General features: G+C 43.4%; 11 protein-coding genes. 7 read left to right on the plus strand and 4 right to left on the minus strand.

Annotated elements, in window-relative coordinates; translation table 11 throughout:
• Both CLV94_RS17020 and CLV94_RS05520 read right to left on the minus strand, forming a co-directional pair.
• A partial coding sequence (locus tag CLV94_RS17020) for a hypothetical protein (protein ID WP_449404035.1) occupies positions 1-632 on the minus strand: 632 nt, incomplete at its 3' end.
• A gap of 116 nt (positions 633-748) precedes the next feature.
• Positions 749-3,352 carry a hybrid sensor histidine kinase/response regulator transcription factor gene (locus CLV94_RS05520; RefSeq protein WP_121375422.1) on the minus strand — a complete coding sequence of 868 codons (2,604 nt, stop codon included), beginning with the start codon at positions 3,350-3,352 and terminating at the stop codon, positions 749-751.
• 392 nt (positions 3,353-3,744) lie between these two features.
• Between CLV94_RS05520 and CLV94_RS05525 the strand changes: the two genes are divergently transcribed.
• From CLV94_RS05525 to cysK, 3 genes are all read left to right on the plus strand, one after another.
• Positions 3,745-4,659: a T9SS type A sorting domain-containing protein gene (locus tag CLV94_RS05525; RefSeq protein WP_121375423.1), complete on the plus strand. Its 915-nt coding sequence runs from the start codon at positions 3,745-3,747 to the stop codon at positions 4,657-4,659.
• 530 nt (positions 4,660-5,189) lie between these two features.
• Positions 5,190-6,053, plus strand: a complete 864-nt coding sequence (gene epsC / locus CLV94_RS05530) for a serine O-acetyltransferase EpsC (RefSeq protein WP_245982453.1) — start codon at positions 5,190-5,192, stop codon at positions 6,051-6,053.
• 37 nt (positions 6,054-6,090) lie between these two features.
• A complete protein-coding gene (gene cysK, locus CLV94_RS05535) occupies positions 6,091-7,002 on the plus strand; it encodes a cysteine synthase A (RefSeq protein ID WP_121375424.1) in 912 nt (303 codons plus the stop codon).
• A 241-nt stretch (positions 7,003-7,243) separates the two neighbouring features.
• Here the strand turns inward: cysK and CLV94_RS05545 are convergent, their stop codons facing one another.
• On the minus strand, positions 7,244-7,996 hold the full coding sequence (locus CLV94_RS05545) for a hypothetical protein (RefSeq protein ID WP_121375426.1): 753 nt from the start codon (positions 7,994-7,996) through the stop codon (positions 7,244-7,246).
• Positions 7,997-8,243: 247 nt separating this feature from the next.
• Between CLV94_RS05545 and CLV94_RS05550 the strand changes: the two genes are divergently transcribed.
• The 3 genes from CLV94_RS05550 to CLV94_RS05560 are packed head-to-tail and all read left to right on the plus strand — an operon-like array spanning position 8,244 to position 11,024.
• Positions 8,244-9,287 carry a sensor histidine kinase gene (locus CLV94_RS05550; RefSeq protein ID WP_170148754.1) on the plus strand — a complete coding sequence of 348 codons (1,044 nt, stop codon included), beginning with the start codon at positions 8,244-8,246 and terminating at the stop codon, positions 9,285-9,287.
• Positions 9,284-10,009 carry a LytR/AlgR family response regulator transcription factor gene (locus tag CLV94_RS05555; protein WP_121375428.1) on the plus strand — a complete coding sequence of 242 codons (726 nt, stop codon included), beginning with the start codon at positions 9,284-9,286 and terminating at the stop codon, positions 10,007-10,009. The genes CLV94_RS05550 and CLV94_RS05555 overlap by 4 nt, the downstream gene beginning before the upstream one ends.
• A 22-nt stretch (positions 10,010-10,031) precedes the next feature.
• The gene (locus tag CLV94_RS05560; RefSeq protein ID WP_121375429.1) at positions 10,032-11,024 is read left to right on the plus strand and encodes a hypothetical protein; all 993 of its coding nucleotides are present in this window, start codon (positions 10,032-10,034) and stop codon (positions 11,022-11,024) included.
• 5 nt (positions 11,025-11,029) lie between these two features.
• On the opposite strand, the gene CLV94_RS05565 is transcribed toward CLV94_RS05560, so the two are convergent.
• On the minus strand, positions 11,030-11,926 hold the full coding sequence (locus tag CLV94_RS05565; RefSeq protein WP_121375430.1) for a LysR family transcriptional regulator: 897 nt from the start codon (positions 11,924-11,926) through the stop codon (positions 11,030-11,032).
• Between the two features lie 100 nt (positions 11,927-12,026).
• Here CLV94_RS05565 and CLV94_RS05570 point away from each other — a divergent pair, with 100 nt between their 5' ends.
• The gene (locus CLV94_RS05570; protein ID WP_121375431.1) at positions 12,027-12,620 is read left to right on the plus strand and encodes an NAD(P)H-dependent oxidoreductase; all 594 of its coding nucleotides are present in this window, start codon (positions 12,027-12,029) and stop codon (positions 12,618-12,620) included.
• The last annotated feature ends 1 nt before the right edge of the window (position 12,621 follow it).

Below are 12,621 nucleotides of genomic sequence, written 5' to 3' on the forward strand. Positions count from 1 at the left end.
GAAACGGATATGGCCATCGTCTGCTCGGTAGCCGTGAACCTGTACCATACGTCCTGCGAGGAGCCTGGCGCACACGACGGTGCTGCCCCGTCCTGCAGCGCGCCGCTGAACGTGCCGAAGGTATTGGTGCAGGTACTATTAGGTGCCAGCAGCGCGGCATTCGCGCAGGTATCGTTCGCCGGCTTCGGCAAGGCCTGCAGGCAGATGTTGAAGCCCAGCGTATGGATGGTCGCCGAAGCATTCAGCACGCGCACGTAGTAGGTCCTGCCCACCACAAAGTCTGTATTATAGTAGCCCACGGAATTCATGTCAGAGGCAATGCACTTGAATCGGTTGCCCGTGCAGCTGTCCTCGTAGATTTCCATGGCAAAGTACATCGTCCAGCCCGTCGTGGCCCTGGAAACGGATATGGCCATCGTCTGCTCGGTAGCCGTAAACCTATACCATACGTCCTGCGAGGCATTTGGCGCGCAGGTAGGGGCAGCTCCGCTAAGAGTCATTCCATTAAATGTTCCGCTTATGTTAGTACAGTTAGCGCTCGGAGTTAATTGTATTGCATTAGAGCATTCGTCATTGGCATAGGAGGTAATGTGCCAAAAAAAGACAAAAAAGAGTAAGAGACGTTTTGTCATAAATAGTTATTGATTTTGATTGTTGATTACGTCGGTAAATTTAGATTTCTGGCCACAATTAGTTATGTAATCATGTTGCCAGATTATGCATCATTGTTGCATTTAACTGAAAATCACTACTTTTTAAGAAAGTGGCTTGGTGATTTTCCAAAGTATTCCGTAAAGGATTTTGTGAAATAGGATTGGCTGCTGAAGCCGCATTTATACGCAATTTCGGTGATGTTTCCTTCGTTGCCAGACAAAAGGTCTTTGGCTTTTTCAAGACGAATCATGCTGATGAAATTGGTTGTGGAGAATCCTGTGAGTGCCGTTAATTTTCGATGAAGCTGGCTTCGGCTGACCGACATGTCATTAGAAAGTTCTGTAACCGAATAATCTTGATTATCGATATTGCTGATGATGCTAGCGATAACTTTATTGACGTATGCGTTTTGGCTCTTGGTTCGTTCTTCGAATGTTTTTTCAGATTGGATGGAGTCTTTATACGCTTCTTTATTTCGCTGGACAGTGGCAAACAAGTTCTGTATCGTCAGCTTTAATTCTTCTGGTGAAAAAGGTTTCGAAATATAAGCGTCGGCTCCGTGCTGCAGTCCTTTCAAACGGCTTTCCAGCGAGGCTTTTGCAGAAAACAAGACAACAGGCAGATGGCTTGTCAATTCGTCTGCACGGATTTCCTGCAGCAATTCGATTCCGTCTTTTTCTGGCATCATGATGTCGGAAAGGACAATATCTGGCAAATTTTCACGAATCATGCCTATAGCTTCCTGTCCGTTTTTGGCATGCAGGACCTGGAAGTTTTCTTTCAGTACAGACATACTGAAAACGGCTGTATCGGCGTCATCCTCTACTAATAGGAGTAACGGAATGCCATCATTATGAATCGTTGTATCAACCGCAGCAGTAAATTCTTGTATCGGAAGAGACACGATAAATGTGGTTCCCGCAGGACTGCTTTGAAGCTCGATTGTTCCTTGCGCCAAGTCTACCAATTCTTTCACCAATGACAAGCCTATGCCCGTGCCATTGACATCCGACGTTTCTTTTCCTCTGAAAAAACGCTGGAACACTTTTTTCTGTTCTTGCTTGGGAATTCCCGGACCGTTATCATTTACGCGGATTATCAGCTTGCCAACCTCTAGGATAGACGTGACTTGGATTTCTGATGTTGGAGGACAATATTTTACAGCATTCCCGATAAGATTGGAAAGTATCTTTTCTAAAGCATTTGAAGGAAATGAATAGTGTTTTTCGGCATTATTCTTAGTGTGGACAATACGTATGTCTTTGAATTTTGCTTCGCCTGCAAAACTGTCGATGTTGTTTTCAATAAAACCATCAAGATTTCCGGTCGTGTAATGCAGCTGAAAGTTTCCTTTTCGCAATTTTGACGCGTCCAGCAGTTCATTGACCAAGCCCATCAGCTTTTTCGAATTGCGTTCCATCAAGACCAGCTGCTCCTGATGCGGGGTCTCCGGATGCTGCTTCATCATCTGGATAGGTCCGTCGATAAGCGTGAGCGGTGTTTTTATGTCATGTACTATGTTTTCGAACAGCCTGAGTTTTTCCTGCTCAAATTTTCGGGTAATCTTTCTTCTCTGGAAGATCAGGTACATAATGAATCCGGCAATCACAAACAGCGAAACGGCACCGAATAAAAGCCAAATCTGCTGGTTTTTAGCTTTTTCAATTGCATGCTTGTGCCGCTGGATTTCTTTTTCCTTTTTTTCGGTTTGGTATTTGATTTCCAGTTCTTCGATTTCTTTTTTGTTGGTTGCTGCAAGCAGGCGCTGGCGCGTTTCGGTTTCCAGCTTTTTATAATGATGGGCATTTTTAAAGTCTCCCATCGACTCATATAAAGCGCTCATCCTTTCAAACAAAGCAGGCTTATAGGGGTCTTCTGGCCTCAATTCATTTACGGCAATCGCTTTTTTCATGTATTCGATTGCTTTGGAGTAGTTTTTCTTCTCCAGATAATAATCGCCCAAATTCTGATGGGTAGTCATCATGTTGAGATAGTCCTTGTTTTTTTCAGAAAGCACAAGGCCTTTTTCGTAATAGTAAACGCAAGAATCCGATTTTGTACCCTGATAGGCCGCCCCGAGAGAGTTATAGACTGTGGCCAGATAATTGTCCTGCTTGTTTTTTAGAAGTGTTCTTTCTGCTTCCTTCAGCGTCTTTATGGCCTCATCAAAAGATTGGTTCATGATCTGCAGAGCCGCGAGATTTGCGGCGATAAAGGAATAGTATTGGTAGTCGTTCGCCTCTTTCTTAGCCTGCGCCGCCTGCTTCAGATAGGACTCTGCTTTCTTTGGATCGTTCAGGTAAAAATAACAAGTGCCTATGCCGTTGTATAGTGTTCCCGCTAGGGATTTTTCATTGTGCTTTTCAGCCAGCTCAAGACCTTTTAGGTAAGAAGCAATGGCTTCCTTCATCTTGTTTTGTTTCTGATAGGCTTCTGCAATCAACGCATACGAACGGATCACGACGGTCTGATTGTTTGTTTTTTTTCCGATGGCTTGCGCAATGCGGCTGTAGTAGATGCAAGAATCTTGATGGGTTGGCAAAAAATGTCTCGCAATTTCCAGGTTGAGCTCGCCTTTTCGAGGCTCTTCTGCTTTTTTTAGGAGGGTCTGCAGTGAATCTGCAGTATTTTGGGAGTGCGACTGTTGGGGTAAAAGAACACAAAAAAATAATGTCAGGTAAAAAACAAAATTTGCCATAGGTTTTATAGGGGGACTGTGGTATATGCTTCTGAATTGTTTACAAAACTATTAAAATTCTTTACAATTCCTATTCTGCCGAAATGCAAACACCGCTTTTACGCCTAAAATATGTTGCAAAAATCTGCTTTCTCAGGCAAATTGTTAATAAGTTTTTAATTGCCGTGAAACTTCAAGATAAAATAACGCCTAATTTTCGCTTCTCTGTAAACTGCCGTTATTCCCGCCCGGCGATAGGATTCCCAAAAAAACTGACGGCCTTTATTTCTAGGGCCGCAGCCAAGCTATTTAGAGCAACAGTAACAACATTTCGCAAGCGAAAACTTGTCAGGAATTGTCCTGCGCCCTGTTTTCTGCGGATTAAATTTAGATAACATTAAAACCAGATAACTATGAAAACGATCTACACCTTATTTCTTGCGTTCACGTCAGCAGCAGCCTTTGCCCAGCAGACCATTTCTTTCGAAACGTCAGAAGGCTATCAGCCCGGAACCTTACACCAGCAAAATGGCTGGGAAGTGACAGAAGGCTCTGGCGGCTTTCTTCTCAATCAGGTCGTAAGCAATGAAAAGGCTTCTGCTGGCAGTTTTTCTTTTAAAAATGCTTTCGAGCCTAGCTTTAACGACCAGTTTTTACCGATATTCGGGGCTTCAAAAATTTTCGATGTGCCTCAGGGGTTTGCTAATTTCACCATCACTTATGATGTATTGGCTACAGAACAGCAGGGCTCTGACTTTGAATTCACGCTCTTTGCCATAGACGGCAACGAAGAATATGTGCCTGTTGCCGGAGTCGGCATCGAAAACAGAGGGTATATCTACTTGATCAAAGATGTAAATTACGGCATTCTCTATGCCGAGGCCGAGTGGACTCCTAACCAATGGGTCGCCATCAAGATTGAGGTTACTGCAGATGCAATCAAGTACTATGTCAATAATGTCTTAGAAAAAACCATCGACAATTATACCGATCTGGAGATTGCCGGCTTTACTATGCTGCACAATAATTATGGCGGTAATGCGTATTATGACAATTTTATAATCACCAGCGGAAGCTTGGGCACGACTCCTGTTGAGAATCCTTCTTTTGCAGTATATCCAAATCCGGTTCAAGCGACTGTTTCTATCGCATTGCCTTCCAATGCAGCACTAGCGGAAGCGGCATTTTATACAATTACCGGACAAAAGGTGCTGCAGACCAATCGAAGCGAGAATATCGACATCAGCGCGCTGGCTGCCGGAACGTATTTTCTTAAAGGCAGTACTACAGACGGAACGTCATTCGCTAAAAAGATTATAAAAAGATAATCAGGCTAGAAAAGAAAGGCTTCTCTTTAACATTTCAATTTCCCAAATCTTGACAATTATTAGATTTTATAACAGAATAGGGCCTCAAAAAAATCGATACTTCAATTTTTTAAACCTTAAAAAAACAATTTCTGATTTCGGTGTTAACAGCCGATTTAAAGTTTGAAAAGTGGAGAAAACTTTATAAGTTTACTGTACTGATTTTAGAAAGAAATTAATGAACAATCCATTTATAATGAAGCGTATGGCTTGCATCTGCTGCTCGAAAAACGAGGAGTGATTTGTCAGCTTTAGCAATTTATAAAACGATTCAAGCATAACAAAAACTCCTCAAGAAATTGGGGAGTTTTTGTTATTTAAAGCATTATATAAACTATGGTTTCAAACTTATCACTTTTAAACGAAATGTGCTGCTGTCTGCTTTTGTGGTCCAGAGGTAGCCGCCCTATTTATAACGCCCCGATATAATTAGCCCCGCCAAAGCCTCTTGAAATTCTCAACAGGCTTTTTCTATATCACAGAACAAACGAATGTCAAACTTTAAAAAACGAATCCCTCTTGCCATGCCCGAGAAGTCAAAAAACAAATCGCTCTACCAGTCTAATTTTTCGGAGAAAAAGATTTTTCTGGACAAGAAAAAAGCGAGCTATTGGATTACCGAATTAGCGTCCTGGCTTTTCTGCAGCCAGAAAGAATATATTGATTTTAGCTTTTTCGAAAAGAAGGAATTTGAACTGAAACTGCTGCTGAAAGAACTCTTAGAAGCCGAATCGTTTGCTGAAAAAGAAGCCTCGCAACTATCCGAAGCCTTTTTTGAGAACGCAGCCTCGCTGCACAAGCTGCTATCGGAAGACTTAAAAGCCGTGCTGGAATTTGACCCTGCGGCCAAATCAAGAAACGAAGTCATCCTCGCCTATCCTGGATTCTTTGCGGTCACGGTCTACCGCACCGCTCATATATTGTGGCAAGAAAAGGCGCTTACCTTGGCCCGACTGGTTTCGGAATATGCCCACAGTGCCACCGGAATTGACATCCATCCGGGAGCGGTTATCGGCGAACGGTTTTTTATCGACCACGGAACGGGAGCGGTTATCGGCGAGACGACTATTATAGGAAACGACGTGAAAATTTACCAAGGCGTTACCCTAGGCGCTCTAAGCGTGAGCAAAGACAAGGCCGAAGAAAAACGGCATCCGACCATCGAAGACGGCGTGATTATCTATTCCAACGCGACCATTTTGGGCGGCAGCACGGTCGTCGGAAAAGGAGCTGTCATCGGAGGCAACGTCTGGATTACCAATTCCATTCCGGCAGAATCGCTCGTCTTCCACAAAAGCGAAATCATCATCAAGAGCAAGCAGGTATTTCCAGAAGCGCTCAATTTCAGCATCTAAATAAAAAGCATCCTTAAATTTAAAAAATAGAAAGAACATGAAAGCAAATAGTATTTTAGAAACCATCGGCAAGACGCCCGTGGTGAAAATCAACCGATTGTTTGGCGAGACCAAGAACATCTGGATAAAACTAGAAAGAAACAATCCCGGAAACAGTATCAAAGACCGTATCGCCTTGGCCATGATCGAAGATGCTGAGGCAAAAGGACTGCTCAAGCCGGGCAGCGTGATTATTGAGCCGACATCGGGCAATACCGGAATCGGACTGGCGATCGTGGCGGCAGTCAAAGGCTATAAGGTCATTTTAGTCATGCCAGAATCCATGAGCGTGGAGCGCCGAAAATTGATGGAAATTTACGGCGCCGAGTTCGAGCTGACGCCGCGCGAGAAAGGAATGAAAGGGGCTATCGAAAGAGCCAATGAACTGGTAGCCGAAACGCCCAATGCTTGGTCGCCGAAACAGTTTGAGAATCCTGCGAACGTGGAAGTACATAAAAACACTACGGCTCAAGAAATACTAGAGGATTTTCCGGACGGACTGGATTATATCATCACGGGTGTGGGCACCGGCGGACATATCACGGGCGTAGCCGAAGTCCTGAAGAAAAAGTTCCCTAACCTGAAAGTCATAGCCGTCGAGCCCGAACTGTCGCCAGTCTTGAGCGGCGGAAGCCCATCGCCCCATCCTATCCAAGGAATCGGCGCTGGTTTTGTGCCACAGAACTACCACGGCGATGCAATTGATGAAATCATTCAGGTAAGCAAGGAAGATGCTTTTGACTATGCGAGGGCTGTTGCAAAAAAAGAGGGCATCTTGGCAGGAATTTCTACAGGCGCTTCTTTGGCCGCTGTCGCAAAAAAAATAGCTTCGCTGCCAGACGATGCGCGAATACTGACTTTTAATTATGATACGGGGGAACGCTACCTTTCTATCGAAGGCCTTTTCTAGACTCGGCCTCGGTAGGGTGCGTGTTTTTATCAATTGCAGCCCAGAAGAGTGCAACAGACTGCGCAGAAGGGTATGATTGATGCTTTTTTGAGGCAAAAAGAGCCGTAAATGGCGTTCCATCACCCGCGCACGGCCCTCGGAACCCCGCCGATGGCGTTCGGAACGCCATTCGTGGGGTTCTTGACGTATAAATTGGCGTTACCCTACGCCAATTTTGGCGTTCGGAACGTGTCTTTTGGCGTCAGGCAACGCCATTCGCGGGTGATGGAACGCCATCCGCGGGGTTCTGAACGCCAAATGCGACATTCAGTTCGATAATTTCTGACGTATAGAAATCAAAAATAAAGATCTTGTCAAAATCCGATTCGAAAGTCTTGGCCTGTATCGCCTCATCAATCAAGAACGACTTGCAGCAATGGTCGATAGAGCTTAAGATTAAGACGAGCCATTGTTTTTCGTGCACCGCTTGAATCGGCTGGCTCTTGGCAATGATTCCTGCAATAGCGCTGCTGCTGCACTCGACAATCTTGAAATCGCGGTTGACAATTTTGAGTTCCGAAGAAGGCAGCTTGCGGATGCGTTCTACATATTTATATAAGATGACCTCGCCTTTGATGCCCGAAATAATTTCGTTTTTCAGGTTCTGCATTTCTCCAGCATCAAAATTAGCATTCGGCTTCCTGAATTCTACATTATAGAGTCCGGTATATCGGGAACCTAAAGCTGTCAATTCGATTTCGATTTCTAAAAGGATTTTTGAGATGGCGTTTTTTTTCTGGTTCAAGAGCAGGTCTGCGCACTGCACGTTAATCTTCTCTGGGCCTTCGGAGCTCCCGATGATGAGCTCTCCTTTTTGCGAAATGATGGCCTCGCCGTCATACGACTCAGCAAATTTCCACAAATCAACAATTGCTTTGATTTCTTGCTCTTTCACCCTTTTTTTCTGCTTTGAGCTTTCTATGGCATCCATCCAGTTTTCTATTGCTTGAATCATCTTCATCTTTTTTTATTCAAAAATAGAGCGAACACCAAAGCTGGCTGGCTTTTTTATACGAACCGCCTTTTATTTTATACTAAATCCTTAATTGTGGTACTAAAAATACTTCGGATAGGGTTTTGTATAATTTAATTCAGGTTTTGTATAATATAATATCTTGTTAAACAGTTTTTAAGTTACTTCGCATCAAAATTAACAGCAAGCAAAAGCTATGTTTGACAAAAATTGTAACAAAAACTGGTTCATGGAGTTTCTTATCGCTCCAAAATACAGGATATACAGGCATCTGCTGATTTTCGCTTATATGATTGCTATATTTATTGTCTCCAGAAACTCGTCGGAAGAGGTGGGGGATGATGATTATTTAAGAAGCATTATCTGGAACATTTATTTTCTAGCCATGTTCTATCTGAACATGTATGTACTCATGCCTGCTTTTCTGTATAAAGGAAGGTACCTTACTTATATTTTCAGCCTAATTACTATTATCATCTGTTGCTATCTCATAGCCACAGTGTTAACGGAAACCTTTATGAAAGGCTACGATTTTGTAAATGAAGCAAAGGAGAGCAACTCGTTCAAGAATTTTTTCGTAACAATCAACATGCTCACCCTCATGGTTTTTGCTTCTACATCGATCAAGCTGTTTCAGCGGTGGGCAAGAGACAGCGATAGGATCAACGAGCTGGAAAAAAACTCGCTCCAGATTGAACTGCGGGAACTGAAGAATCAGATCAATCCGCATTTTCTCTTCAATATGCTGAACAACGTGAATGTGCTCGTCAAAAAAAATCCAGACAAGGCGTCTACGATTATCATGAAACTTTCGGATTTCTTGAGATACCAGCTGTATGACAACAACCAGCATTCGGTACTGCTGCTGTCGGAAATCCAATTCCTGAACGATTTTATGGAACTGGAGAAAATCCGCCGCGACGATTTTAATTTCAACCTCAGCATACAGAACGAAAGCTCCAACGAAAATATGATTTCGCAGCTTGTGCTTCCGCCCAACTTGTTCATTACGTTTATTGAAAACGCGATCAAGCACAGTGCCGATGCCGACAGTCCTTCTAAAGTAGACGTGAGCTTTACGATTTATAAAAAAGAACTGCGCTTTGTCTGTTCCAACACAAAACCTGCAGAGCCTATCGATAGCGACAAAAAGGGAGGCCTCGGACTGGCCAACATCAAGCGCAGGCTGGAACTTCTTTATGGCAAGGATTTCAGGCTCGAGATCGAAAATAATGACACCAACTATACAGCAACCTTAACCCTACCTATATGAACTGCATAATCGTTGATGACGAGCCGTTGGCAAGAGAAGGAATGCTGCTACTGCTGCAAGACATTCCGGACCTGAATGTAATCGGGTGCTTCAATGGTGCCAAGAAAGCGCGCGAATTCATGCAAGAAAACCCCGTTGACTTGATTTTTCTGGACATACAGATGCCTGGAATCAATGGACTGGAATTTGCCGAATCGATTTCTGAAAACACCTTGATTATTTTTACTACGGCCTTCTCGCAATATGCCCTGAAAAGCTATGAGGTCGATGCCATAGATTATCTGGTCAAGCCGATCATCAAGAGCCGCTTGGACAAATCCATAAAAAAAGCTTTTGCTTATAAAGAGCTTCTGGCCAATAAGGAAGGAAAAAGCACGCTCGAAAGCCTGGAACAAGATTTTATGCTCATCAAGTCGGATCGAAAATTTCACAAGATTCTTTTTCGCGACGTGCTCTATATCGAGGGACTGAAAGATTATGTCGTGATTTATGCCAACGACAGCAAGATCATCACGGCCATGAACCTCAAGACCATTTCGCAGCATTTGCCGGAAGCCCAATTCGTAAGGGTCAGCAAATCGTATATGGTCAACGTGCAGCACATTGATTCTTTTGACAACCACACAATCCATATAAAAACCTCAGAAATTCCGATCGGAGATGTTTTCCGAAAAAAATTCCTGGAGCAGTATTTAGGAAAGAATATTTCCGACCGATTATAACAAACCTTTTTATAAACAAGCTATGAAATTAAAGTTTTTGCCATTGGCAGTATTCTTTTGCGCATTCGTGAATGCTCAAGAAAACGAAGAATTGAAGGAAAAAGTAAAGGAAGCCGTGACAGATCGATTTCCTACGACGCGCTTTCTGGACATCCAGTACCAGCAATATCTCCCGACCGACTTTGACTCGGAACTGTTTGACAGGGCCTTTGAAGAAGGGGAAATCAAGAACCATTATCGACTGAATGCCAATACCAATTTTACCATCTTCTCTAAGCCAAGATGGAACATCACGACTTCGCTCAACTACAAATATGAGGCTTTTGAGCTTAATGATGTAGAAAATGTTGCCGGCGATGCAATTGCTCCTTACAACAAAAATGTAGATTTCCACTACCTTTCTGCCACATTGAGCTTTTCGTATTTTGCCAGGCTGTTTAACAAGCCGTTTATCTACAATGCCAGCTTTACGGCAGACGGTTCTGAAAAAGATGTAGAGCGATTAAAAGGTTTTGTAGGTGCTTCGATTATCTTGAAAAAAACAGAAAGAACGATGATTGGTGTGGGTGCCGTTATCTTTATCGACCCTGCTTCTCCGATTCCGGTCGCTCCTACCTTTATCATGGAGCATAAGTTCAAAAACTCGCCTTGGGTCATGGATTTGATCCTTCCGCAGCGCCTTTTGTTTCACAGGCCGCTATTTGAAAACGGAAAGCTTTCTTTGGGAACTGAATTGAACGGTGACGGATTCTATGTCTACAATAAAGCGCCAGGTTTTGCCGATGTTTATGATTACCGCGTTTTAGAACTGCGTTCCGGAATTACATACGAACACCGCATCAATACTACGATTATTGCTACATTCAAGACAGGCTTGTCGAATGTGTTTAATTCGAGATTATCCGAAAGAGGCGAAAACACCAACGATTATATCTTTTCGACCAAACAGGACTCTACAGGCTATTTCAGTCTCGGAATTTCTTTTATGCCTAATTTCAAGAAGAAAAAAGAATAAGGCTATTATCCCATCACTTCTATAAATATCTTTTTAATCAAGGCAATCTCGTCCGCGTAGATTGTCTTTTTTCGTGTGGCAAAATGGAGCGTATTCTCTAGCGGGGTCTTCCCTTTCCAGACCATCTTGATCAGTCCGCTCTCGATTTCTTTTTTGCACAAGAAATCAGGAATTACCGCCAGTCCCTGTCCGCTGCTCAGGCAACGCACGATAGAATTCAAGTTCGGGACGATATAATTGGGACGGAAGTCAGGGTATTTGTTAAAGTTCAGTTGCCAAAACCGTCTCAAGTGTTCCATATCGCCCGTCGTACCGTACCATTTCTGCTCTTTCAGCCAAGCCTCTATTCCTTCTATGTCGCATGCTTTTTCCAAGGCGTCAAATGTAGCGACATCAATATCATTGCCTCCCACCAATACGATGGTTTCTGACGAAAACGGCTGGTAGTCGATGCTGCTCTTCGGAACCATCTGCGGCGTGATGATAATATCCAGAATGCCTTTTTCCAAGTTCTCTACCATTTCCGGATATTCCCCGAACTGGATGATGACGTTGAATGGCAATGTAGAAATATACTGCTCAAGCGTAATCTGGAAAGTCTCAAAGCACATTCCTACGCTGATAGTGGGCGTGTGTTTTTCGGTACTCCGCTGGAAATTCTTTTCGGCTTCTTCCAGCTTGGTCATCGCTTCGATGATAAAATTATAAAGGACCTTTCCTCTTTCCGTTGGCACCATCTTGCGGCCCGTGCGGTCAAACAATTTATAGCCCACATAATTTTCCAGCGAGCTCAAGTGCAAACTCACTCCTGGCTGGGAAATAAACAATACTTCAGCAGCTCCCGTTAGCGTTCCCGATTTGTAGACCGCCTTAAATGTCCGGTACCATTCTAGATTTACCATGATCAAACTATTATAATTCTGATGCAAAGGTATGAATTAAGTTATTTTAATAATAGATAATGCCGCCGTAAATTTGCATCATCAATTAGATAGAAGACTTATGAAAAAAATATTTATCATTAATGGAGGTCAAAAATTTGGCCATTCGGGCGGAAGGTTCAACGAAACCATCTCGCAAGAAACTTTGAATTTTTTTAAAAACAATCCCAACTTTGAAGTGAAGCTGACCGATATCAACCACGACTATGACCCTGCCGAAGAAGTACAGAAGTTTGTCTGGGCCGATGTCATCATCTACCATACGCCGATCTGGTGGTTCCAAGTGCCGCACGACTTCAAGAAATATATAGATGTGGTCTTTACGGAAGGGCATGCGACAGGAATTTACAACAGCGACGGCCGTTCTTCTCAAAACCCTGCCATCAACTACGGAACCGGAGGCATGCTGCACGGCAGAAAATACATGCTCACGACTTCATGGAATGCGCCGAAAGAAGCCTTTACGCTTCCGGGAGAGTTCTTTTCGCAAAAAAGCGTCGATGACGGACCGTTGTTTGGCTTTCACCGCATGAATGCTTTTACCGGAATGACGCCTCTGGAAAGCATGCATTTTCATGATATCGAGAAAAATGCCGACGTCGCCAGAGACTTGAAATTGTATAACGAGCACTTGAGCAAAATCTTCATAAACTAAT

It is taken from the genome of Flavobacterium endophyticum, from assembly GCF_003634455.1.
GTDB lineage: Bacteria > Bacteroidota > Bacteroidia > Flavobacteriales > Flavobacteriaceae > Flavobacterium > Flavobacterium endophyticum.

Coding starts and splice junctions, on each gene's coding strand:
- CLV94_RS05520 (WP_121375422.1), bottom strand. CDS start 3,352: ATGGCAAATTTTGTTTTTTACCTGACATTATTTTTTTGTGTTCTTTTA.
- CLV94_RS05525 (WP_121375423.1), top strand. CDS start 3,745: ATGAAAACGATCTACACCTTATTTCTTGCGTTCACGTCAGCAGCAGCC.
- epsC (WP_245982453.1), top strand. CDS start 5,190: ATGTCAAACTTTAAAAAACGAATCCCTCTTGCCATGCCCGAGAAGTCA.
- cysK (WP_121375424.1), top strand. CDS start 6,091: ATGAAAGCAAATAGTATTTTAGAAACCATCGGCAAGACGCCCGTGGTG.
- CLV94_RS05545 (WP_121375426.1), bottom strand. CDS start 7,996: ATGATTCAAGCAATAGAAAACTGGATGGATGCCATAGAAAGCTCAAAG.
- CLV94_RS05550 (WP_170148754.1), top strand. CDS start 8,244: ATGGAGTTTCTTATCGCTCCAAAATACAGGATATACAGGCATCTGCTG.
- CLV94_RS05555 (WP_121375428.1), top strand. CDS start 9,284: ATGAACTGCATAATCGTTGATGACGAGCCGTTGGCAAGAGAAGGAATG.
- CLV94_RS05560 (WP_121375429.1), top strand. CDS start 10,032: ATGAAATTAAAGTTTTTGCCATTGGCAGTATTCTTTTGCGCATTCGTG.
- CLV94_RS05565 (WP_121375430.1), bottom strand. CDS start 11,926: ATGGTAAATCTAGAATGGTACCGGACATTTAAGGCGGTCTACAAATCG.
- CLV94_RS05570 (WP_121375431.1), top strand. CDS start 12,027: ATGAAAAAAATATTTATCATTAATGGAGGTCAAAAATTTGGCCATTCG.